This is a genomic window from bacterium, assembly GCA_040754625.1.
GTDB lineage: Bacteria > JACRDZ01 > JAQUKH01 > JAQUKH01 > JAQUKH01 > JAQUKH01.
In genome coordinates this window covers 1-24,698 of record JBFMCF010000136.1, presented here as the reverse complement: position 1 = coordinate 24,698, position 24,698 = coordinate 1, and the positions used below count along the sequence as shown (strand labels likewise).

Below are 24,698 nucleotides of genomic sequence, written 5' to 3'. Positions count from 1 at the left end.
GGTCAATTAAGCCCCAGAATCAAATTCAACCTATAACCTATCTACTCCAGACTATGGTTTATTTTACCTATAATCCAGAGTTTTCACCTAACACTTTTGACTTTTAATTTATCGTATCATCTCCTTATTGCGACCAAAATACCGAAAAACTCAAGAACCAAAAAACTATTTTTCAATCCTTTAGTATTTTCGTTTTTTTAGTTTTTTAGTTCTATCCTGCCCTCATATACAACCGATGCTTTTCCCTCTAAAAACACATTATTTATTTTTTTATCTTTTTCTTTAAAATAAACCTTTAATTCACCGCCCTTAGTTATCACATTAACAGGATTTATCACGTTTTTCTTCAGATATGAAATTATAGCGCTCGCCACAGACCCTGTCCCGCAGGCCAGGGTTTCTCCTTCAACGCCGCGCTCATAGGTCCGGACCCTTATATTTGTATCAGAAATAACCTGGACAAAATTAACATTTGTTCCCTGCGAAGAAAATTCAGGGTAATACCTTATTTCTTTACCTAATTTGGAAACATCAACTTTATCCAGATTATCAGTAAAAAATACCACATGAGGCACGCCTGTATTAATAAAAGACACCTCTTTCGTCATCTCCTTTAATTTCAGGTTTAAATTTAAAGTTATTTGCGAGGGTTCAGTCATTGCCAAACTCACCATTTCTTTTTTCACCCGGGCGTTAATTATCCCGGCTTTTGTCTCCATGACTAAATTCTCGCTTTTGCAGAATTTCAAGTACGCAAATTTTACCGCGCAGCGCGCGCCGTTTCCGCACATCTGCGCTTCCCCTCCGTCCGGGTTAAATATTCTCATGGTAAAACCGGCTTTTTTTGATTCCTCAATCAATAATAACCCGTCAGCGCCTATTGACCAGTGCCGTGTGCAAAGCAATTTTGCCAGATTGCTTTTATCCTTTTCTAAAATAAAATTATTACGGTTATCGATGACTATAAAATCATTCCCGTTTCCAACCATCTTTGTAAAATTTATCTCTTTCATAATCCAGCTATCTTTTGATGATTCAATAAATCATCCAATAATTCTCTTTCCCTTATCAAATAAAATTTGTCATTGTTCACTATAACCTCCGCGGGTTTTAAACGAAGATTATAATTTGACGCCATGGAAAACCCATATGCCCCCGCCGACCTGACACACAGATAATCGTTTTTATGAACAAGCGGGATTAACCTGTCCTTTGCTAAAAAATCCCCCGATTCACATACAGGGCCGACAATATCCGCCCTGATTTTTTTGCTGTTATTAATTACACAGGGTACTATTTCATGATATGCGTCATATAATGACGGGCGAATTAAATCATTCATACCCGCATCGATAATAATAAAATTTTTATTATGTTTATTTTTGAAATATAAAACCTCCGTCAAAAGAACTCCGCTGTTTCCGACAATAGAACGCCCCGGCTCAAGGATTAATATTACATCTAATTGCTTGATTAAAGGCAATATTTTTTCTGCGAGACGGCCGGGTCCGGGGACCTTCTCATTTTTATAAGTAATGCCGAGGCCGCCGCCCAAATCAAGATAAGTTATCCTTACCCCCTTTTCCCTGAGTCTTTTCACCAGGTCAACCAGTTTCCCGCAGGCCTCAACAACCGGGGACAATTTAGTTAATTGCGACCCGATATGCATTTGGCACCCAACCACTTCTATTCCTTTTAACTTAACCGCGTTTTGATAGTGTTTCTCCGCGTCCTTTATGTCAATCCCGAATTTGCTTAAAGCCAAACCCGTGGAAATATAACGGTGTGTTTCAGGATCGACATCCGGATTTATCCTAAAACTTACACGGGCTTTTTTATTCAAATTTAACGCCACACGGTTTATTTCTAAAAGCTCTTCCTCCGATTCGACATTAAACATGAGAATATTCGCGTCAAGCGCATCAACTATCTCATCCTCTCTTTTGCCAACACCGCTGTAAACAATTCTATCCGGCGGGACCCCGGCCTTCAAAGAAACGAATAATTCCCCGCGCGATACAATATCCGTCCCAAAACCTGATTTTCTCATTATATTTAAAAGTTCCAGGCTGCTGTTGGCCTTGCAGGCGTAACAAAATAACGTTTTACAGGAAGAAAAAGCTTCCTTATACGTTTTGATACTTTTTGTTAATTCAGAAAAACTATATACATAAAGCGGTGTACCAAACTTTTCAACCAGTTTTTCGAAACCTACATCTTCAATAAATAATTTTTTATTTTTATAATTAAGCGCTTGACGGCCCATTTTAACCTACATTTAATTTAAATATTAATTGTATTAAAAAAAATAATAACTGTCAAATAAATAATATCTTAAAATAAAAAACCTTCGAAAACTAAATCGAAGGTTTTTTAAAAAAAAGCTGAACTACTGCTATTTTATTTAATGGAAAATCAAAATATTTTAGTGATGGGCCCCGCCGCCTAAACCAAGATATACCACTAAAACATGCTTGACAATTCCAATCAGGAAATAAGCCAACAGTGACCCGAAACTTACAAGTTCAACCCATATCAAGGCTTTTTTGCTTGTGCTTAACTCTCCATGGTGGGCATTTTCCGACATATATTTCCTCCTCTTTGAATTTACATATTTATCCGACAAGAACTTTCAAAAAATATCTTAGCACAAAAGAACCCATTGTCAAGAACTTTTTTTGGTACTTTTGGAAATAGGAACAGACATGGTATACCCCTTGATAGAGAGGTAAGATCATTACTTTGTATAAGTAAAGAGACATTTAAGAGATTAAAAGAAGAAGTAAGCAGGCTTTTTAAGAGTAAAAAAGAGAAGAAGAAGGATGTTCAGAAGGAGTTAACTCCCTCTGAACAAAACCGAAAGAAGCGAAGAGTTGTTAAATATTCATATTCAGAATATGAGCCGAGCAATATATGGCATACTCGTTCGTGTTTTGTGTTTTGCCATCGTCACTTATTCACACTCTATATAACTATGACACGCGATATTGCCGATGTATTTACCCCCAAATGCCTGGCAACTTCAGCAATTGATATTCCAAGTTCTTTAATACTTCTATTGGCTATTATCGCTCTTACTTGGCTTACTTTTTTCCTCCGGCTGCCGGATTTTAATTCAATCGGATTTACCCCGCTTTTTTTACATTCTTCTTCTATTATATTTATTATATTTTTCCCCATCCGGCGAAGCTTTAATTGCCTTATTTCTTTTTCCTCTGCTTCTTTTAGAATATTATGGACAAATTCATTCCCTCCAAGAATTCTTTCATCAAACTCAACTCTTTCATTTCGGGTCCTCATTGATAAAACCTTCGACCATCCACCGGCACTTCTGATTAAACCGCCGCCTGACAATTCTTCCTTATAACCCTTATTCAATCCTTCCTCAATGAATTTATGGTAAGCCTTTCCCGCAGTTCTTTTCTTATTACTAAATTCAGAGAGGATATAATCTTTATCCATCCATTTATATTTTAAATTCGCAATAAACGCGTGATGGCCGCACCATCGGTATTTATCCAGATCATCCAGGTTATTTACAATCCTCGCCCGTACAGGATTTAGATGTATATATCTTACAAGCGTAAGCAAATAATTTTCCTCTTCACACAATATCGATTTATAACGGTTTTCAAATAAATGGCCGGTCCTTTTATGCCTGCGATTGAAATATTGAGCATACCAGGTCAAAAGTTTCCGCATTACCGCGGATATACCTTCTTCTCCGGTTTTAAACAAAATATGGACATGGTTTTTCATCAAAACCCAGGCATATATTGAACATTTGCCTTCAATTACATTTTGCCCCATTCGTTCTAAAAATTTAACCCGGTCTTCATCGTCTATAAAAATATCTGATTTATTTATGCCCCTGATCATTATATGATGCAAACCACCAGTGGCATCTAATCTCGCTTGTCTTGGCATGAGCAGTATTATATCCCTACTTACATGCTTTGTCAATATTTAACTTACTCTGGGAAACAACGTCCCTAAAGTCTCCCTCTAAAGTCTCAACTAAAGTCTCAAAGTCTCATGGTGGAGGCGGCGGGAATTGAACCCGCGTCCAAGAATAATTAAATCTGGTATCCTACAGGCTTATCCAAAGTTTTTATATTTCACTTTTCTTCTCTTCACTTCGGCGGAATAGAAAAAAAGCTAACCTTAGGATTTTCATCTTACTCCTCAAGGTAAAAGAATAAGACTATCCTGCTTATTTTTTACCAGGCAAATTCCCCAGGCGGGAACCTGCCCAGTCAGCCGCGACTAGGCGGCTAATGCTAATTCGTTATTAGCGTTTATGTTTTACCATTTGTTTATACGAGCCAATGGCACCTCGGCCTGCGAGCACAGGTTTAATATATACCTGTCGAAACCAAATCGCCCCCTTAAAATTTTTATTTCGTAAAAATTTTCCCAAACTATCCCGATGCCTCGATAAAATCGAGGTTCGGGATACCGAAGAACATCGGGACAAATTACTCACACTAAATACAATAATTTATTTATGCCTGAATCCGCGCCCCTCTCTCAAAATATAGTTTAAAGGCAATTTCCCCTGCCTTGACCTGATCATACCCAATAAATGGTGCTGTAAAATATCTTTCACCACATGTCTTCCGAGCATTTCGTTTTTGCGATTATAATGGAGTATTTTGCCTTTCATAATAAAGCCCTCCTTTAATATTTATTTTAACAAAATTTTAAAAGAAAAGCTATTATTTTATTCACCGATTATCTTTATCTCAGGCTCCAATTTTATCCTGAATTTTCTATCGACCCTATTCTGGATTTCTTCAATTAATGAAAGAACGTCCGACGCCTTCGCTTTTAACGGGTCTGTGTTTATAATAAAACCGGCGTGCTTTTCAGATACTTTCGCGGAACCGATTTGCAATCCTTTGCAGCCCGCCATATCGATAAGCTGTGCCGCGAATTTCCCGTCTCCCGGGTTTTTAAAAATACTCCCCGCGCTTGGATATTCCAACGGCTGTGTCTCTTTTCTCTTTTTTATATATTCATCTATCCGGTCTTTGATATTTTGAGGCGAATCTTTCTCCAATAAAAAACCGGCTCCTGTAATTATATATTTAATGCTGTTAAAAAGGCTATGCCTGTATCCGAAATCAAGCTCTTCTTTTTCCCACTCTTTTCTTTCCCCGTCTTCAGTAATTCCCCATACACTGGTCACAAAATCACCGATACATTTATCTTTCACACCCGCGTTCATTGCTATGGCCCCGCCGATATTGCCGGGTATTCCAACAGCAAATTCCAGCCCCCTAAGCCCCAATTCCTGTGTTAATCTTACAAGTTTCGGCAATAAAATGCCGGCTGATGTTTTAAGTAAATTATCATGGGATGCTATCTTGTTTAATACTTTATCCGTTTTAATAACAATCCCCCTGATCCCGTTATCTTTCACAAGAACGTTTGTGCCTCTTCCCAAAACACACCATTGAATTTGACTTTCTTTGGCGTAAAACAAAATATCAGTTATATCATCCTCATCCAATGGAAAAACCAGCATGTCCGCCGGCCCGCCTATTCTGAAACTTGTATGCTGCGACATCGGTTCATTAAATAAAATCTCCCCTTTAATTTTTAAATTGCCGGCTCTGTCCATAATAAAATTATAATATCACAACTAATTATTTTTAACAAATATATTATTGCGAAACTATAACCCCGCGGATATAATATATTTATTGTATGAAAAATATATCAGGTGTTCTTTTGCTGGTTTTGATACTGAATTCAGCCGGTTGTTCATTGCCCGGCGACAGGCTTTATGTTTTTAAAATAGACCATATACCGTCTGAACATGACTGGGAAAACTCTTTATCTTATTATGTCCCGGTGGAAAATGGCAGGCTCAACCAAAATCCGCCAAAACTTTCAAAACTCGATAAAGAAACCATTCATGCTTCGAATAAAACCTGCCATCATACTGATCCCTCTTCCCCTGTGAAAGTTAAATTTTCCGCTTTTTACAACAAAAATAATTTGTTTCTCCGTATACAATGGCCCGATAAAAGTAAAAATGAGCGCCCTGCGTTATGGGATAATGCCGCGAAAACATTTAATAAAACAAAAGGGAATGAAGACGGCCTCGGAATTATCTGGAACACAGGCAAAAACATATCTAAAAACTGTTTATCGAGCTGCCATTTAAACGAGTGGCAGGTGCAAAATTCAATACTTACGCCGACGCACCAGATGAAAACAAAAAATAATGAAATATACAATCTTTGGATATGGTGGGCGGCGAGAAATGCAAGAGATAATTTCATCTGGAGCATAAATCTTGATTCATCGGGCATAGATGAAAATAAATATTTCTTGCAAAATCCGGAAAGAACTTCTAATATATATTCCAAAAGTTGTTATAAAAACGGTTTGTGGACATTAACTATTACTTACCCGTTAAATGACCCGGGAATGGAGTTTTCAGAGGATAATCCTTATCATTTTCAAATAGCGGTCTTTGACGATACATATTCCGACCACAGTATTTCTTCTGAAATACAGGAGATGGTATTTGTCCAAAATGATATTAAAGTCAAAGATGATGATTTATTTGCTGAAAGAGAATAACTGAAATGGTAGTTTATTATTATAGGAGTTTTCCCATGAAAAAGATATTAATATTTTTCCTTATTTTGACCGCTTCCGGTCACGCGTGGTTTTGGGACAAAAAAAAGGACCAAAAATCTGTTATATCAGGCAAGGCGCTTATGCCCGTGGAAAACATTTATATTTATGTTTACAAAGAAGGCGCTGATATGCACGGCCCGCCATATTCAATTTCAGAAGCTACCAATATAAACGGGGAATTCAAAATAGAACTTCCTGAAGGCTCTTATTTTTTTGTGGCAAGAAAAAGAATGAGCGGGGACCAGGCGGGACCTGTCCAGCCGGGCGACATTAAAAGCGAAACGGTCGGGCCTGTTTTAATAAAAAACGGGGAGCCTGTTAACCTGGATATAAGCTGTTTTATAAAACAGGGAGATGAAAAAACTTCTGTTCCTGCCATGGAAACCGGTAAAACAGGGATAAGCGGCACGATACGGGACGCCGACGGAAACCCGGCTGAAGGCATCAGGGTACATGTTTATACTTACGTCCAGATGTCGGAACGCCCAAAATTTGTCTCAGTTAAAACCGGGCCCGACGGGAAGTATATTGTCTATTTGCCGCAGGGAGGAACATATTATCTTGCCGCGCGTGACCGGTTCGGAGGTCCTCCGAAAATCGGGGATCTCTACGGGAGATATGACCAGGGGACTATTAATCCCTCCGCTGTTATTGTTAAGGACAATGAAATAAAAAGAGATGTCGATATAATTGTCAATAAAATATGGTAGCCTCCCATAGTGCGGTACATTTTAATTATGAACTTTAAAAAAATATTTATAATACCAGGTTTAATAATAGGCGTAATTTTATTATTATTTTTATACCAGAAGCCTATTAATTTAACCACAATAGAAGACATAAAAACGGCCTCACAAAAGGCTGATAAAGGCGATAAGAAAGCCATCAAATTTTTAATCAGAAATTTAAAACACAAAAATCCCGATTTGCAAAAAGAAGCGTATAATAATTTAATAAAAACCGGGAAGCCCGCTGTCCCCGGGATAATAAAGCTTCTCGGTGACAAAGACCCTGTTTTGCAGGACTACGCGGCGGGCATTTTGGGAAATATAAAGGACAAAGAAAGTGTCCCGGGACTTATTGAAAAACTTTCTTCGCCAGATTTCAGGCATAAATATGTTTTGTGCTGGGCACTGGGAGAAATCGGCGATACAAGCGCGATTGGACCTTTAATCAGCCTGTATTCCAAAGAAAAGGAAGATACAAAAAAATACATACTAAGGTCTCTTGTAAAAATCGGCAAACCCTCGGTCCCGTTTCTTTTAAAAAATCTGGACAGTAATGATATTAATACGCAGAAATTAAGTATCCTGGCGCTCGGGCAAATTGGAGGCAAAGGCCTTGCGGCCCATATTATTAAAATCGCGAATGAGGATAACACAGGGTTTGTAATTTTAAGTCTTGGAGACTTGGCGGACCCGGAAGGTATTGATTTTCTTATTAAATCGTTAAAACATCCCGACTGGCAGGTCAGGCAGAAATCCGCACAATCACTGACCCGTTTCACAGATAAAAAAATCCTGCCTTTTATCAGGACCGCCTTAAATGATGATGTTACCGCCGTCCGTGAATGGGCCGCGAAAGCGATTGAATGTATCAGCGAGGAAAAATGCGCGTATAAAAATGAAAAAGGAGAACTGATTTACCCGGATAGTTTGTATCGATAATCCGCAAATCGTGAAACGTTATTCGTGAGTCGTCATTAAAAAAATAATATGAAGAATCTGCTTGAAAATAAATTTATAAACGACTTAATAAAACAAGGAATATTCCCTGGGATTTTTCAATTATTGACGCTTGTAATTCTTATTTTTATTTTGGTATGGACCTGGCCGTATCATAATATTGAAGGTGTTCCCGCCCCTGACCCGCTGATATATACAAATCTCGGCAACCTGCTTTTCTGGATATACTGGATGATGGGGATTATTATTCTCGTCCTTCTCTTTGGAAGAACATGGTGCGCCATTTGCCCTGTCGGTATGATTAACGGCATTACAAGCAAGTTTGGATTAAAACTCAATTATCCGAAGCTGCTCCGCAACTGGTATCCGCTCGCTGTGGTCTTTATCCTTTTACAAATAACAATAAATTTAACAAATTTAAATCATTACCCGGATTTAACCGCCCGCCTTATTTTTATTTTTGTTCTTCTCTGCGCTATTTTCGGGCTCCTTTTCCGCGGCCGTGTTTTCTGCAGATACCTTTGCCCCATAGGCAGTATGATAGGAATTTATTCCTGTTTTTCCCCGCTGGAGGTCCGCGTAAAAGATAAAAAACTGTGTTCACAATGCATGACTAAAGAATGCATCAACGGGAAAACAAATTTTTACTCCGTTTCTTTTGGGAAAAACAAATCCCTTTTCAAAAACAATGCCGTCCCCTGCCCCGCCGGGATTTTTCCCGCGGCACTTGAAGAAAACACACATTGTTATTTTTGCGGGCAGTGTATAAAACTCTGCCCAAACAATAATATCTGCTGGAACAAAAGAAATATATTTAAAGAAATATTCCAGCCGTATGATCGGCCTTTTTCCGAAACGCTTTTTATTGTTTTATTACTGGGCATGATTATGGAGAAATTTGTCCCGCTGTGGCCGGATCTGCAGGAAAAAATATTTCCTGAGAGCCTGCCCGCGGCGGTGTTTTATCCCTGGGTCTATTTTATCCTGCCGGGGATGATAGTTTTTCTGCCGTCTTTTCTGACATATATCTTTTCACAGGTAAAAATCAACCCTGTTGCCAGCCAGGATGAAACGCCGGGTTCCTTGAATGACCCGGTATCTTTAAACAAGATAATCGCGTTTCAAAGCAGTATTTTTATACCTTTAATTTTCTTTTCCCATTTTGCTTTGGCGTTTGTAAAAGTATTTACCCGCGGCAGTTATATATTTTACGGGTTATTGGATCCCGCGGGCGTAAAAACGTTCCGCGCTATTTACCAGGCTGAACTTTTGAAACCGCCTTCCAGTGTTCTTCCTGTCCCGGTGCTCCGGTGGATAGTGATTTTGCCTGTTATAGCGGGAAGCATCATCTCATTCGCCGCCGTTCACAAAATAAATAAATCCGGATTATTTAACAAAAGTTCCCATGCCTTCGCGATTATAAACTCAGGGATAATTTCGGCTTTAGGTCTGATGTTTGCGCTGATTGTTAAAAACTGGCTGTTTAGTTAAGACAAAAAAAAATTTGCATTATCCTTTTTTATATGATATATTTTCAGGCGACAGGTATTAAACACAATAAAATGACACATTTTATAAAAATTAAGTTATTCGCTAACCACGGCCGTATTAATCATGAAATGGAGAAAATGATAAAGCACATTTCCATATTCAACACGCCGCTGGCAATGATTAATGAAAATATATGGCATCCTCCGACAGACGTAAGTGAGAACAAAAAAGAATTTATAATTATAATGGAAATCGCAGGTATGAAAAAAGATGATTTTGAAATATCCATATCTAATGACGCCTTGACTATAGCGGGCCACCGCCGTTCCATTTTAGCGGATGATAAAACACCAAATAATTATAACCAGATGGAAATACACACGGGCTATTTTGAAAAAATTATATATTTACCTGTAGAAATAAACACTAAAAAAGTCAAGGCGATTTATAAAAACGGTTTTTTAAAAATTGTCCTGGCTAAAAATCTTAAAAATAAACATGAGTAAAATAGACGGTTTCAACCAGGAAGAATTAGAACGGATAGATATTCCCGACACACTCCCGATACTGCCGGTAAGAGATACTGTGCTTTTCCCTTTTATCAGCATACCGCTCATTATTAATTCTAAAAAATCAATTAAATTACTGGATGAAATTATGTCGGGCGATAAAACCCTCGGGTTGGTCGCTATCCATGACAGCATAGACGACCCAAAACCTTCCGATTTATATTTGTTCGGCACCGCCGCGAAAGTTATACGGCTTTTAAAATTCCCTGAAGGAACAATCAGGATAATACTAAGCGGTATCCGCAGGATTAAAATAGACAAAATAATACAGGAGGAACCATATTTTATTTCAAAAATCACACCTGTCAAAGACATAATAAACAATACGATAGAACTGGAAGCGACCGCTAAAAATGCCGCCAATCAATTCCAGAAGATTATATCGCTTCAGCCGTATCTTCCTGATGAACTAAAAATCGTCGCGATGAATATCGACAGCCCGGGACTTTTAGCTGATTTCGTGGCCTCAAACCTTAATCTTAATGTGTCCGAAAAACAGGAAATTTTAGAGTCTTTCGACGTAAAAACCAGGCTTGAAAAGGTCACGATATTTTTGAATAAAGAACTTAAACTTTTGGAATTAGGGTCCAAAATACAGGAAAATGTGCAAAACAAAATTGATAAAACACAGCGGGAATTTTATCTCCGGGAACAAATGAAAGCGATTCAAAATGAGCTGGGAGACGAGGACGAACGCAGTATCGAAGTTAAAGACCTGAAGGAAAAAATTGGAAAATCCACTATGCCGAAAGAGGTAGAAAAAGAGGCCCTGAAAGAACTTAACCGCCTGCAAAAAATGCCGCCGGGCGTAGCGGAATATACTGTATCCAGAAATTATCTTGATTGGCTGATATCCCTGCCGTGGAGCGTAGAAACAAAAGACAGCCTTGACATAAGTGACGCGAAAATAATTCTTGACAATGATCATTACAACCTTGAAAAAGTAAAGGAAAGGATACTGGAATATCTTGGGGTCCGTAAATTGAAACAGGATATGAAAGGCCCTATCCTGTGTTTTGTAGGGCCGCCGGGGGTCGGGAAAACATCCCTGGGGAAATCCATCGCAAGGGCGCTTGGCAGAAAATTCATAAGAATGTCTCTGGGGGGGGTGAGAGATGAGGCTGAAATAAGAGGCCACCGGAGGACTTATGTTGGAGCCCTTCCCGGGAAAATTATCCAGGGGATACAAAAAGCCGGCTCAAAAAACCCCGTTTTTATGCTTGATGAAGTTGATAAACTCGGGACTGATTTCCGGGGCGACCCTTCATCCGCTCTTCTGGAAGTGCTTGACCCTGAACAAAATTACAGCTTCACGGACCATTATATTAACCTTCCTTTTGATTTATCAAAAGTGATATTTATTACCACCGCGAATATTCTTGACCCTGTCCCGCCGGCCTTAAGAGACCGGATGGAAGTGATAGAATTACCCGGTTATTCCCTGGATGAAAAAATGTTTATCACGGAAAAATTTCTTATCCCGCGCCAATTGAAAGAACACGGGTTAACAAAGGAGAACCTGGAATTTTCCAAAGACGCATTGCCTGAAATCATACAGAATTACACCCAGGAAGCGGGTTTAAGAAATCTTGAAAGAGAAATTGCCACGATCTGCAGAAAAGTCGCAAAAGAGATAGCAAGCTCAAACTGTAAAAATAAATTTCTTATACAAAAGAAAAACCTGTCAAATTATCTTGGGCAGGTAAAATTCTTTTCCGAAACAGCCCAGAGGCTTACCGAACCCGGTATTTCTATAGGGCTTGCATGGACACCAACCGGCGGTGATATTATTTTTGTCGAATCCACAATGATGAAAGGCTCGAAAAACCTTAATTTGACTGGACAACTCGGCAGTGTAATGAAAGAATCCGCCCAGGCGGCATTAAGCTATATCCGTTCACACGCGCAAAAATATAAAATAAGCGAGGATTTTTTCGAAAAACATGACCTGCATTTGCATGTTCCCGCGGGAGCCATACCTAAAGACGGCCCGTCAGCCGGGGTAGCGATCACATCATCACTTGTTTCCCTTCTCACAGGACACAGGGTAAAAAACAATCTCGCGATGACCGGTGAAATCACTTTAAGGGGAACCGTCCTTCCTGTCGGGGGGATAAAAGAAAAGGTCCTTGCCGCTCTCCGGGCCGGTATAAAAACAATAATTTTACCAAGTAAAAATGAAAAAGACGTCATGGAAATCCCAAAACATATACAGAACAAGCTTAAGTTTATTTATGTAAATAAGATTGATGAAGTATTAAAAGTGGCATTGGAAAAATAACAGTTATGTATTAAATTGATTTATTTTTCAGGTATTCATCAACTGCCTTCGCGCAGTTCCTGCCCTCGGCGATCGCCCATACGACCAGTGACTGGCCGCGGCGCATGTCGCCGCAGGCGAAAATACCTTCCTGGGATGTGAGGTAATTTGAATCTGTTTTAACGTTGCCTCTCGTATCCAGCCCGACCGCGGAATCCCTGACAAGGCCTTCATGTTCAGGGTGGACAAAACCAAGGGCAAGTATTACAAGGTCCGCGTCAATCTCAAATCCGGTACACGGGATTTCTTTCATCACATTGGAACCCTTCGCGTCCTTTTGCCATTCTACATTCACGCAGATAATTTTTTTAACGTAACCGTTCTCCCCCGTGAATTTTTTGGTTAAAACGCTCCATTTCCTTTCGCCGCCCTCTTCATGGCTCGTCGAGGTTTTAAAAAGCATCGGATATTTCGGCCATGGGAAATCACCCGTGCGTTCCCCCGGCGGGCAAGGCAGGATTTCAAGCTGCACCACGCATTTCGCCCCCTGGCGGTGTGAAACTCCTATGCAATCGGCCCCTGTATCACCGCCGCCGATGACCACGACATTTTTACCTTTTGCGTCAATCAGCTTATCCTTTGGTATCCTTTTTCCTTCATTACGCAGGTTTGCCTGTATTAAAAAATCCATCGCAAAATATATTCCTTTTAATTCCCTGCCATCAATTTTAAGGTCGCGGGGAGACCTGCTCCCTCCCGCGAGGCAAATCGCGTCAAATTTTTCTTTTAAATCCGCCACCGGTTTATCGACACCAATATTGACTTTTGTTTTAAATTTTATCCCCTCTTTTTTTAAAATTTCCAGCCGGCGGTCTATAATATTTTTCCCAAGTTTAAAATCAGGGATCCCGTAGCGGAGTATCCCGCCCGCTTTTTCGTCCCGCTCAAAAACCGTAACGTGATGCCCGTATTTGTTCAGCTGGTCGGCGCATGCCAGTCCCGCAGGGCCGGACCCGACAACCGCGATTTTTTTTCCCGTGCGTTTTCCCGGAGGATTTGCTTTTATAAACCCCTGTTTAAACGCGTTTTCAACTATAGCCAGTTCATTTTCGCGGTTAGTCACTGCTTCATCGTTAATTCCAAGGACACACGCGTATTCACATATCGCGGGACAAATCCTTCCTGTAAATTCCGGAAAATTATTGGTTGACTGCAGAAGCTCGGCCGCCCTGCCAATTTTATTATTCGATAAAAGGTAATTCCATTCAGGAATAATGTTCCCCAGGGGGCATCCCCAGTGGCAAAAAGGCGTTCCGCAATCCATACAGCGCAAAGATTGTTCAATTGAATGTTCCAATTTGCGCAATATGGACACCTCACTGAAATCTTTCACCCGCTCACAAACCGGACGGTATTCCGGTTTTTTTCTTTTAATTTTTATATAGCCTTTTAAATCTCTCATTTTTTTTCATTTTACATTTTGCATTTTTCATTTGAGTTTTCACCCTTCAGATACCTCGCTCAAACCTTTTTTTTCTTCAAGTTTCTTTAAATCCAGTATTCGTTTATATTCCATCGGCATTACCTTGACGAACTTTTTTATTTCTGATTCAAAATTATCGATTATGTTTTTCGCAAGCGTGCTTTGAGTATGTGTATGGTGCGACATGACGAGTTTTTCTATCATGTCCTCGTCTTCTTTCTCCAGGTTTTCCAGTTTAACCATTTCCATATTGCATCTGTCTTTAAAGCTTTTATCTTTATCATAAACATAGGCAATCCCGCCCGACATCCCCGCGGCAAAATTCCTCCCGGTCCCGCCGAGAACCACGACCCTGCCGCCTGTCATGTATTCACAGCCATGGTCACCTACTCCTTCTATCACCGCGTAAAGCCCCGAGTTACGGATACAAAACCGTTCGCCTGCAACCCCGCGAATATATGTTTCCCCGGCAATCGCGCCGTAAAACGCCGTATTTCCGATTATAATATTTTCTTCAGCTTTATATCCCGATTTTTTATCGGGATAAATAATTATTTTACCGCCTGAGATACCTTTTCCCACATAATCATTTGCCATACCCGCAAGCTCAAAAGTTACTCCCTTAGCCAGAAAAGCTCCGAAACTCTGGCCCGACACCCCGTTGAATTTACAATAAACAGTATCCGGCGGCAGTCCTTCCTCGCCGTACTTCAAACAAATCTCGCCGCTTAACATCGCGCCGGTCGCCCTGTTGACATTTTTTATCGGTAATTCAATTTTTACCTGTTTCCTGTATTTTAAGGCCTGATTTGAAAGTTCAATTAATTTCCGATCCAGAACATCATTAATATTATGGTCCTGCGGTGTAATATAGAAACGGCCTGTTTCCTCCGGCATTTCGGGTTTATAAAGGATCCGCGACATATCGATCCCCTTCGCTTTCCATGGAAGAATGTCCCGGTTAACCTCAAGTAATTGTGTTTCACCAATCAGCTCATTAACAGTTTTTATTCCAATTGAAGCTAATAATTCACGGAGTTCCTGCGCCACAAAATGAAAATAAGTCACTACATCTTCGGGCTTGCCGCGGAACTTATTTTCCAGGTATTCGTCCTGCGTGGCAATACCTACCGAACAGTTATTAAGGTTGCAATGCCGAAGCATTACACATCCCAAAACAATTAAAGCCGAAGTGCAAAAGCCATATTCTTCAGCACCCAATATCGCTGCTATCGCGACATCACGCCCTGTCCTCATCTGGCCGTCTGTCTGAAGCCTGACACGGCTGCGAAGGTCATTTAAAACAAGCGTCTGGTGCGTCTCGGATATTCCAAGCTCCCACGGCAGTCCCGCGTGTTTTATCGAACTCAGAGGAGACGCGCCTGTCCCGCCGTCGCCCCCTGAAATTAAAATCATATCTGCGTGTCCCTTCGCGACACCGGCGGCAACTGTTCCAACTCCTATCTCAGAAACTAATTTCACGCTTATCCTTGCCTTCGGATTTGTATTTTTTAAATCGAAAATCAACTGCGCCAAATCTTCTATCGAATAAATATCATGGTGCGGCGGGGGAGAAATCAGTGTCACACCAGGTGTCGTATAACGCGTTTTAGCGATAATAGCGCTTACTTTATGGCCGGGAAGCTGGCCTCCTTCTCCCGGTTTCGCGCCCTGCGCTATTTTAATCTGTATCTCATCCGCGTTAACCAGATAATTAGTCGTTACCCCGAACCTTCCCGACGCCACCTGTTTTATCGCGCTCCGGCACGAACTGCCGTCAGGCCTTGGAAAAAACCTTTGAGGGTCCTCGCCGCCCTCGCCTGTGTTTGACCTCCCGCCTATCCGGTTCATCGCGATTGCCAGGCTTTCATGCGCGGCCCGGCTGATCGAACCAAAACTCATGGCCCCTGTGACAAAACGTTTAAATATCTCTTCAACCGGTTCAACTTCATCAATAGAAATAGATTGTTTTCCGGCAGGGGCGGATATCTTTAAAATACCCCTGAGAGTGGCCGGATTTTTTGACTGGTCATTAATCAAACCCGCGAATTCCTTGTATTTCCGGTAATCCTCGTTTCTAACGGCATCCTGTAAAGCCGCGATGGTCTCCGGGTTCCATAAATGGAATTCACCGTCTTTTTTCCATTGATACTGCCCCCCGCTTGGAAGGATATTAACATTTAAATTCCCCGCCTTAAAAGCCTCTTTATGCCTCAATATAGATTCCCCGGCGATCATTCTAATGTCCGCCCCGCCTATCCTTGAAACAGTTCCCGTGAAACCCTTGTCGATAACTTCTTTACTTAACCCGACGGCTTCAAATACCTGCGCGCCCCTGTAACTCTGCAGGGTGGAAATCCCCATTTTCGAAAGTATTTTTAAAATACCTTTATTCACGGCTTTAATATAATTGTAATTCGCGGTTTTCACGTCCAATTTTAACTCATCCTCTTTTATAAGGTCATTTACAGCCTCATAAGCAAGGTATGGATTAATACAATCCGCGCCGTAACCGAATAAAAGCGCGAAATGATGGACTTCCCTTGGTTCGGCGCTTTCGACAATTATGCTTATTTGTTTTCGCAAACTTTTTTTGACAAGATACTGGTGCACGGCGCCCAAAGCAAGCAGCATGGGCAGCGGAGCGTGATTTTTATCAATACCCCGGTCACTCAATACGATAAATGTAAATCCATCTTTTATGGCCCTTTCAGCATCTTTTCCTATTTTATTTAAAACTCTTTCAAAGCCACGTTCATCCTTGACTTTAAAAAGAACAGGTATAACCCTGGTTTTAAAATTTCTTTCTTTGATATTTATAATCGAAAAAAGTTCTTTATTGGACAGAACCGGCTGTTTCACCCTGAGCTTCACGCAATGCTCCGCCCCATCTTCAAAAATATTCTTTTCCGGCCCGAGATAGCTTTCCATGCTCATAACAATCTCTTCACGGATAGGGTCAACAGGCGGGTTTGTGACCTGGGCGAAAAGCTGTTTAAAATAATTATACAGGACATGAGGTTTATTCGATAAAACCGCGAGCGGCGTATCATTCCCCATTGATCCGACTGGCTCCTGGGCGGTTTCCGCCATCGGTTTTATTATCAGTTTCAGGTCCTCGCGCGTGTAACCGAAGGTTTTTAAATTCTCTAAAAGATCAATATTATTTTTATTTTCAAATTTTTGTTCTTCCGCTATTTCTTCAAGGTCAATCATATTATTAAGCCACCCCGCGTAAGGGTGTAATGACGCCATTTTTTCTTTTACCTCGGCATCATCGATAATTTTGCCCAATTCGGTGTCTATGAAAAATATTTTCCCGGGTTCGAGCCGGCCTGAATGAACAATGTTTTCCGCGGAAATGTCCAGGACACCCATTTCCGAAGCCATTACCACAAAATCGTCTTTAGTAACAATATACCGCGCGGGCCTGAGGCCGTTCCTGTCAAGCAAGGCCCCAATCTTTGTCCCGTCGGTAAACGCGATTGCCGCCGGGCCGTCCCATGGTTCCATCAGGCACGCGTGGTATCTGTAAAAGTCTTTGACCTTTTCATCTATTAAATTGTTGCGTTCCCAGGCGCCCGGGATAAGCATCATCATCGCTTCAGGAAGGGACCTTCCTGATAAAACCAGAAGTTCAAAAACATTATCAAGCGCCGCTGAATCGCTCCCGCCGGGGACAATAACCGGGAAAAGGTTCTTTAACTTCCTGCCAAATAAAACGCTTTTCAACAGGCCTTCCCTGGCCCGCATCCAGTTGATATTTCCCCTTAAAGTGTTTATTTCACCATTATGGGCTAAGTATCTGAAAGGCTGGGATAAATCCCATGTCGGAAACGTATTCGTGCTGTAACGGGAATGGACCAGACAAAGGGAGCTTACAAGGCCGTCTTCTTTAAGGTCGGGAAAAAAATTTTCTACCTGGGCCGGCATTAACAACCCTTTATACGAGAAAGTTTTACTGGAAAGGTTAGTAATATAAAAAAATGATTTTTGAATGATATCTGAATTACGGACGGCATTTTCAACACGCTTACGGATAATATAAAGGGCCCTTTCAAAAGCCAATTGGTCTTTTATACTTTTATCCCGCCCGATGAATATCTGCTCTATTACCGGTTCGCTTTCACGGGCCGTTTTCCCGATACCGCTGTTATCTATATCGGGCCTTCGCCATCCAAGAATAGGTTGTCCTTCTTCTTTTGCGATTTTTGAGAAAGTATCCCTGCAAAACCGGTTGTCACTTGAATTTGTCGGTAAAAAAACAAGGCCGCTCCCGTAATGACCTTCTTCCGGCAGGTTAATATTAAATCCAGCGGCTTTCCTTTTAAAATATTCATGCGGCATCTGGATTAAAATACCCGCCCCGTCACCTGTCCTGGGGTCAGCCCCCGTGGCCCCGCGATGGGCCAGCCGGCGTAAAGCCTCTAATCCCTGTTTGATAACTTCGTTCGACTTTTTTCCTTTAATATTGCAGACAAAACCGACTCCGCAGGAATCATGTTCAAACCCGGAGTCATATAACCCATTTTTCTCGAATATTTCTCTTTTATTCATAACAAGTTACCTGTTAATTTATATTGATTTGGATTATTATTGACGCATATAAAAAAATAAGTTTAACCTTAATTAAAAAAGAGACGCCGCCTCAGGCGCCTCTTTTAATGTATTTTAAACAGAAAAAGGCCTCCGCACTTCGCAGACGCCTTTGTCTTATCAGACATTATAACAATTAAATATTTTTTGTCAATACAATTTTAAAAACAGGACGAAACAGCGAAATCATCTTAAAAAAACAATGCCTTTTTTTTATTTATATGTTTCCGGCTTGATAGCGAATTTTTTGATTTTCGCGCGCATTGTGTTGCGGTTGATCCCTAATATTCTTGCGGCTTTTAACTGGTTACCTTCGGCGTGTTCGAGGACATGTTCTATTAAAGGCTTTTCTATGGCCTCTAAAACCACTTTGTATAAGACGCCCTTATTTTCCTTGAAGAAAGATTCTTCCAATTCAATAATTTTTTCCTTTAAGGGCTCCAAGTCACTGATTTTTTCTTTATTCACAATTTTAAAAATATTCCCCTGGTCCAAAATATCAGATTCAGTATATCCTTCCTTGGACAATATCTCGCTGATTATTTTTTTTGCTTTTTTTTCATTTTCAGAAATAAATATTGTAATCATATTTATAAGACTTATGAAACAGCTTCTAATATTTTTAAAAAATTAATATAAATAAGTTTAGCCTGTTTATTAAATATTTTATTCACCCTGTGTGTATTCCCGCGTATCTTCATAATATCAATGTCCGCGCCCCCTTCTACAGCGTATTCATCTATCCATTCATCTATTATTTGAGGCGTAACTTCAATGTGGAATTGAAAACCATACGCATTTTTACCGTATTTAAACGCCTGATTTTTGCATGTTTTTGATTCAGCCAGCAAAACACCCTTTTTGGGTATTTCAAACGTGTCTTCATGCCACTGAAAAACAACCAGCTCAGGATATAAATTTTTGAATAAGGGGTCGTTATGCTCTTTTTTATTCAAATTTACAGGATACCAGCCAATCTCTTTTTGGGGAGCCTTTAGGACTTTCGCGTTTAAGGCTTTGGCCAGTATCTGGCTGCCGAGACAAATACCAAGAAAAGGGATTTCTTTTTTAATAATTTCTTTTACAAATTTGTCCTCTTGTTTTAAAAAAGGATATTTATCCTCTTCGTAAACATTCATCGGCCCGCCAAGTGAAATAACAGCGTCGCATTTATCCGGCGGCGGCAGAGGTTCCCCATTCCAAAGTTCAACAACTTTTGTTTTTATGCCGGCTTTATGTATAAAATCTCCCAGTGTCCCGGGACCTTCACATCCGATGTGTTTGATGATAAGAACCATAATTAATCCCGTAGCAGCGGGCAAGCCCGCTGCTACAATAGGTCATATAGGTCTTATAAGACCTATATTAAATATCAAAATACAGATAAAATTCATACGGATGAGGTCTCATCCTGACTGAATCAATTTCTCTCTTATACTTATATTCGAGCCATACATCAATAACGTCTTTTGTAAATACCCCCCCCTGTAACAGATACTGGTGGTCAGCTTCGAGATTTTTTAGGGAACTGTAAAGTGAACCAGGGACAGTCGGAATATGTTTCAATTCATCCTCGCTCATTTCAAACAAATCCATGTCCGTGGGTTCTCCCGGGTCAATTTTATTTTTTATCCCGTCAAGGCCAGCCAGGAGCATCGCGCTGAAAGCCAGGTATGCGTTGCATGAAGGATCAGGCGGCCTGAATTCAATGCGTTTTGATTTTGGGCTGTTTGAATACATAGGAATCCGGACTGCGGCAGACCTGTTTCTCGCGGAATAAACCAGGTTCACAGGTGCCTCATAACCGGGCACCAGTCTTTTATATGAATTTGTCGTCGGCGCGCAAAAAGCCATTAAACTTGGCGCGTGTTTCAAGAGCCCGCCGATGTAGTATTTCGCGGTCTGGGACAAAAGAGCGTAGCCGTCCTTGTCATAAAAGAGGTTAACCCCGTTTTTCCACAAACTCTGGTGGCAGTGCATGCCTGAACCATTGTCACCAAAAAGAGGCTTTGGCATAAAGGTGGCAACCATATTGTTTTTCCTTGCCATATTTTTGATAATATATTTATACATCAAAAGATCATCAGCCATTTTTGTCAATGTATTATATTTTATGTCGATTTCACACTGCCCGGCAGTCGCAACCTCATGGTGATGGACTTCAATTTTAAGCCCGGCTTCCTTCATTTTTAAAATCATCCTGCTTCTTAAATCCTGCAGTGAATCGTGAGGAGGCACAGGAAAATAACCTTCTTTAAAACGGACCTTATATCCTAAATTCGGGTTTTCGGACCTCCCTGTATTCCAATCCCCTTCGTTTGAATCAATAAAATAATACCCTGAATTTTCATTCTGGTCGAAACGGATGTCATTAAAAATAAAAAATTCCGCCTCGGGTCCGAAAAACACGCTGTCAGCTATGCCTAAATCCCTGAGATACTGTTCGGCCTTTTTCGCGATATATCTTGGGTCCCGCGAGTATGGTTTTCGGGTAAGGGGGTCATAAATATCGCAAATAATGCTTAAAGTCGGGACCTCGCAAACCGGGTCAATAACAGCGCTTAAAGGGTCGGGTATCATAATCATATCTGATTCCTGGATCTTCTGGAACCCGCGTATTGATGAGCCGTCGAACCCGATTCCATCCACCCAGATAGAACGGGTAATATCTTCCTGTTCTAATAATTCAGAAGCGGGGATTGAAAAATGCTGCCATAATCCCGGTAAATCATTGAATTTCAAATCAACTATCTGGATGTTTTTTTCTTTAATAAGTTTAATAACATCCCTGGCGGCTTTTTCGTTAAAACCGCCGTTTGCAAGCGGATTTTCTGTTTTTACCTCTTTTGTCTTTTTTTCCGGCATCAGTTTTTCCTCCTTAATGATTTTTTCTTATTTTTTGCAATAAAAAAGGCGCCCAATCATATAGTTTTAGCTTCTTAGTTTTAAGTCTCAAGGTTTCAATCTTTTAACTTATAACTTTTGCTCATAACTACTTATCTGAACGCCTGTGTTCCCGAAATGCTTAATTTGGCACCACTTTGTGCCTAATCAGATATACAAGTAAAAAAATTGCGTATTTGGTAACTTTAATTCAAAATTTTTTTTAAGCCAGTTTTCTTTAAATTGTTAAAAAATATATTATACGATCGGAATTTTTATGCATATATATTAAATATTGTGAATCCTTTCAAAATTTAATTTTAAAAAAACCCTGAATCTGTCGATAAAGCCAAGTATTACAATAAGCCAAGGAGCAGGATGAGTTTAAATAAAAAACTTATAGATACTAAAAAACAATGGTTTATATTAATTTTAACTTTGTTGACGGTTTTTATAATTTTAATTATCGGGCATCAATCTTTCAAAACCACCCTTGACACAACCAATGAAGAATTTAAGTTTATACTTCACCAGGCCTATCAGGCACAGCAAATACTAATCAGCCTTATTATCTTTATTATAGTATCCGGGGCCTTTTATTTCATATTTATATCTAGAAAAATAAATGAAAAACTTTTAAAAGAAGTGGAGAAACAAACCAAAGACCTGAAAAATATACAAAACAAGCTTGAATCAATAAAAAACATCGGTGTGACCGCAAATTCATCCCTGCATTTAAATAAAGTCCTTAATGATGTTCTGACAGGAACACTTGAAATTACAAACGCGTCCGTGGGCATGATTTTTTTAAAAGACCAGGGGACAAACTGTCTTTTCTGGGGAGCATCCATAGGATTATCTGATGCTTTTGTTAATGATTACAAAAAAACACACATAGCAATCGGCGAAGGATTAACAGGCCGTATCGCGCAATCGGGAGAAACTATTTACATTGCCGAAGATTCTTCCCACGACCCGCGCATTGCCCGGCCCGTAGTAATAGCCGAAAACCTCAATTCTTTTATCGGCGTCCCGATATACGCGAAAGATGAAATTGTAGGTGTTATGAATATTTTAACAAGGCCGCCCCATGTCCTCAACAGGGAAGAAATACACCTGATATCCGCGATCGGGGCGCATATCGGTTCAGCCATCCAAAACGCGAGGCTTTACGAGGAAAGCACAAAAGCAAAAGAACTCCTGAAAGAATCCGAAGAAAAATACCGCGATTTATACGATAACGCCCCTGACATGTATTATTCAATCGATAAAGACGGGATTATAATAGACTGCAATAAAACCGGCATCGAGATGCTGGGTTACGCAAGGGAAGATATTATCGGAAAACCGCTTACTGATTTTTTTACGGAAAAATCCAAAATTCTTTTTAGAGATACATTCGGGACGCTTGCGAAAAACGGGATTTTGCTAAACGTCCAGAGAGAATTTGTCCGCAAAGACAATTCCGTTCTGCCCGCGAGCTTGAATGTTTTCGCGGAGGTCGATGACAAGGGAAATTTAATTAAAACAAAAACGATCGCGCGCGATATTTCAAAAGATAAAATAAATGAAAAAGAACGCGATACTTTAATCAATAATATATCAAAAGCAAAAAAAGAATGGGAAACGATTTTTGACAGCGCTTTCGAATTTATCGTCCTTATCGATAAAGAATCCAATATCCAAAGATGCAACAAAAGCTTTATAAGGTATATTAACCAGCCTATTGACAAGATACTTTACACTAAATTTTATAATATCTTTCCATATGACAATAAAAACAACAATGTTAATCTTGAAGATTATCTCAACGGGAATAAAACTATTGAGGACATCGAAGTAAACACAATATCCGGAGAGTGGTTTTATTTAAGTAAAAAACCGATTTATGATGATAAAAGCAATTTTCTTTTTGCAATCATTGTCGCCAGAGACATCACTATATTGAAAAAGACACACCAGAGGCTCCTCAATTCAGAAACAGAACTTAAAAAAAGAATTGACGCCTTTGAAGAACTTTTTATCAAACTTATAACCGTATTAGTCAGCGCCCTTGAAGCGAAAAGCCCCTGGACAAAAGGCCATTCTGAAAATGTGGCAAATTACGCGGAAGAACTCGCCAAGAACCTGGGACTGGATGAAAATGAAACCAAGAGAATAAAACTGGCCGGGTTATTGCATGACATCGGGAAAATCGCCGTTCCCGACAACCTGCTTGATAAAAACGGGAATCTCACAAATGATGAACGTGAAATCATCAACGGGCATCCCCTGAAAGGCACAAAAATCCTTGAAGGAATAAAACAGCTTGAGGACGTTATCCCGCTGATAAAATCCCACCATGAAAGAAATGACGGCTGTGGTTATCCTGACTGCCTTAAAAACAGCGAAATTCCCGTAGGCAGTAAAATACTGCACCTGGTTGATTCTTTCGACGCCATGACATCAAACAGGCCTTACAGAAAAAATCCCGGAGTCAATTACGCCATTTCAGAAATTAAGAAATATTCCGGGACGCAGTTTGACCCTCAGATAACAGATGTATTTTTGAAAATTATTTCAAAGAAAAAAATCAAAAAGTAACTTAGCCAATCGCATTCGAGCCGCGTTCCTCGGTCCGGATCCTGACGCATTCCTTTAAATCCAGGACAAAAATTTTACCGTCGCCGGTCTCGCCCGTTTTCGCGCCTTTTGTAATCGCCTTTACAGCCGGTTCGACAAAATCGTCATTAACGGCAATTTCAAGGCAAACCTTTCTTAACAGGTTCCCCGTCTCTCTCGCCGCACGGTAAACTTCAGTAACACCCTTCTGCCTGCCGTGGCCCAGGACTTCACTTACCGTGATTAGGTTTATATCCGATTTATATAGTTCTTCTTTCACCTCTTCTAATTTATATGGCTGAATAATTGCGATTATTAATTTCATTTTTATTCCCCTTGTAGGGGCAGCGTAATGTCAAAAATCTCTTTGACATTTTATTAAAATTCCTTATCATTATCGATAAAAATCAACTTTTTAAATGCTCCCCCCTGTTTTTAAGAAAATTTTGAGGTATAATAATCATCATATTGTG

19 protein-coding genes and 1 other RNA gene are annotated in these 24,698 nt (G+C 40.1%); 7 read left to right on the top strand and 13 right to left on the bottom strand.

What is annotated here, in order from left to right:
• Positions 1 to 197: 197 nt before the first annotated feature.
• From dapF to murB, 7 genes are all read right to left on the bottom strand, one after another.
• On the bottom strand, positions 198 to 1,013 hold the full coding sequence (dapF, locus tag AB1498_13285; GenBank protein ID MEW6089264.1) for a diaminopimelate epimerase: 816 nt from the start codon (positions 1,011 to 1,013) through the stop codon (positions 198 to 200).
• Positions 1,010 to 2,266, bottom strand: a complete 1,257-nt coding sequence (gene lysA, locus AB1498_13280; GenBank protein ID MEW6089263.1) for a diaminopimelate decarboxylase — start codon at positions 2,264 to 2,266, stop codon at positions 1,010 to 1,012. The genes dapF and lysA overlap by 4 nt, the downstream gene beginning before the upstream one ends.
• Positions 2,267 to 2,425: 159 nt before the next feature.
• Positions 2,426 to 2,587, bottom strand: coding sequence for a hypothetical protein (locus AB1498_13275; GenBank protein MEW6089262.1), 162 nt, complete (start codon positions 2,585 to 2,587; stop codon positions 2,426 to 2,428).
• Between the two features lie 377 nt (positions 2,588 to 2,964).
• On the bottom strand, positions 2,965 to 3,927 hold the full coding sequence (locus tag AB1498_13270) for a transposase (protein ID MEW6089261.1): 963 nt from the start codon (positions 3,925 to 3,927) through the stop codon (positions 2,965 to 2,967).
• A 109-nt stretch (positions 3,928 to 4,036) separates the two neighbouring features.
• Positions 4,037 to 4,388, bottom strand: a transfer-messenger RNA (tmRNA) gene (gene ssrA / locus AB1498_13265).
• A 113-nt stretch (positions 4,389 to 4,501) separates the two neighbouring features.
• Positions 4,502 to 4,666, bottom strand: a complete 165-nt coding sequence (locus AB1498_13260) for a hypothetical protein (protein ID MEW6089260.1) — start codon at positions 4,664 to 4,666, stop codon at positions 4,502 to 4,504.
• Between the two features lie 57 nt (positions 4,667 to 4,723).
• Entirely contained in the window at positions 4,724 to 5,626 is a 903-nt protein-coding gene (gene murB / locus AB1498_13255) for a UDP-N-acetylmuramate dehydrogenase (protein ID MEW6089259.1), read from the bottom strand.
• An 86-nt stretch (positions 5,627 to 5,712) separates the two neighbouring features.
• Between murB and AB1498_13250 the strand changes: the two genes are divergently transcribed.
• From AB1498_13250 to lon, 6 genes are all read left to right on the top strand, one after another.
• Positions 5,713 to 6,597, top strand: a complete 885-nt coding sequence (locus AB1498_13250) for an ethylbenzene dehydrogenase-related protein (protein ID MEW6089258.1) — start codon at positions 5,713 to 5,715, stop codon at positions 6,595 to 6,597.
• A gap of 35 nt (positions 6,598 to 6,632) precedes the next feature.
• Positions 6,633 to 7,367: a carboxypeptidase-like regulatory domain-containing protein gene (locus AB1498_13245; GenBank protein ID MEW6089257.1), complete on the top strand. Its 735-nt coding sequence runs from the start codon at positions 6,633 to 6,635 to the stop codon at positions 7,365 to 7,367.
• A gap of 27 nt (positions 7,368 to 7,394) precedes the next feature.
• Positions 7,395 to 8,324, top strand: coding sequence for a HEAT repeat domain-containing protein (locus AB1498_13240; GenBank protein ID MEW6089256.1), 930 nt, complete (start codon positions 7,395 to 7,397; stop codon positions 8,322 to 8,324).
• Positions 8,325 to 8,372: 48 nt separating this feature from the next.
• Complete coding sequence (locus AB1498_13235; protein MEW6089255.1) at positions 8,373 to 9,833, top strand: 4Fe-4S binding protein; 1,461 nt, start codon at positions 8,373 to 8,375, stop codon at positions 9,831 to 9,833.
• 137 nt (positions 9,834 to 9,970) lie between these two features.
• Positions 9,971 to 10,339: an Hsp20/alpha crystallin family protein gene (locus AB1498_13230; protein MEW6089254.1), complete on the top strand. Its 369-nt coding sequence runs from the start codon at positions 9,971 to 9,973 to the stop codon at positions 10,337 to 10,339.
• Entirely contained in the window at positions 10,332 to 12,683 is a 2,352-nt protein-coding gene (gene lon / locus AB1498_13225; protein MEW6089253.1) for an endopeptidase La, read from the top strand. Before AB1498_13230 ends, lon begins: the two co-directional genes overlap by 8 nt.
• Before the next feature lie 10 nt (positions 12,684 to 12,693).
• On the opposite strand, the gene AB1498_13220 is transcribed toward lon, so the two are convergent.
• The 5 genes from AB1498_13220 to glnA all read right to left on the bottom strand — a co-directional run bounded on the left by AB1498_13220 (position 12,694) and on the right by glnA (position 21,606).
• Positions 12,694 to 14,124, bottom strand: coding sequence for a glutamate synthase subunit beta (locus tag AB1498_13220; protein MEW6089252.1), 1,431 nt, complete (start codon positions 14,122 to 14,124; stop codon positions 12,694 to 12,696).
• 39 nt (positions 14,125 to 14,163) lie between these two features.
• Positions 14,164 to 18,702: a glutamate synthase large subunit gene (gene gltB / locus AB1498_13215; protein ID MEW6089251.1), complete on the bottom strand. Its 4,539-nt coding sequence runs from the start codon at positions 18,700 to 18,702 to the stop codon at positions 14,164 to 14,166.
• Positions 18,703 to 18,954: 252 nt separating this feature from the next.
• A complete protein-coding gene (locus AB1498_13210) occupies positions 18,955 to 19,329 on the bottom strand; it encodes a helix-turn-helix domain-containing protein (protein ID MEW6089250.1) in 375 nt (124 codons plus the stop codon).
• 11 nt (positions 19,330 to 19,340) lie between these two features.
• Positions 19,341 to 20,039, bottom strand: coding sequence for a type 1 glutamine amidotransferase (locus AB1498_13205; protein MEW6089249.1), 699 nt, complete (start codon positions 20,037 to 20,039; stop codon positions 19,341 to 19,343).
• Positions 20,040 to 20,106: 67 nt separating this feature from the next.
• Complete coding sequence (glnA, locus tag AB1498_13200; GenBank protein ID MEW6089248.1) at positions 20,107 to 21,606, bottom strand: type I glutamate--ammonia ligase; 1,500 nt, start codon at positions 21,604 to 21,606, stop codon at positions 20,107 to 20,109.
• A 396-nt stretch (positions 21,607 to 22,002) separates the two neighbouring features.
• Here glnA and AB1498_13195 point away from each other — a divergent pair, with 396 nt between their 5' ends.
• Positions 22,003 to 24,207, top strand: a complete 2,205-nt coding sequence (locus tag AB1498_13195) for an HD domain-containing phosphohydrolase (GenBank protein ID MEW6089247.1) — start codon at positions 22,003 to 22,005, stop codon at positions 24,205 to 24,207.
• Between the two features lies 1 nt (position 24,208).
• On the opposite strand, the gene AB1498_13190 is transcribed toward AB1498_13195, so the two are convergent.
• Positions 24,209 to 24,550 carry a P-II family nitrogen regulator gene (locus AB1498_13190; GenBank protein MEW6089246.1) on the bottom strand — a complete coding sequence of 114 codons (342 nt, stop codon included), beginning with the start codon at positions 24,548 to 24,550 and terminating at the stop codon, positions 24,209 to 24,211.
• Positions 24,551 to 24,698 lie beyond the last annotated feature (148 nt).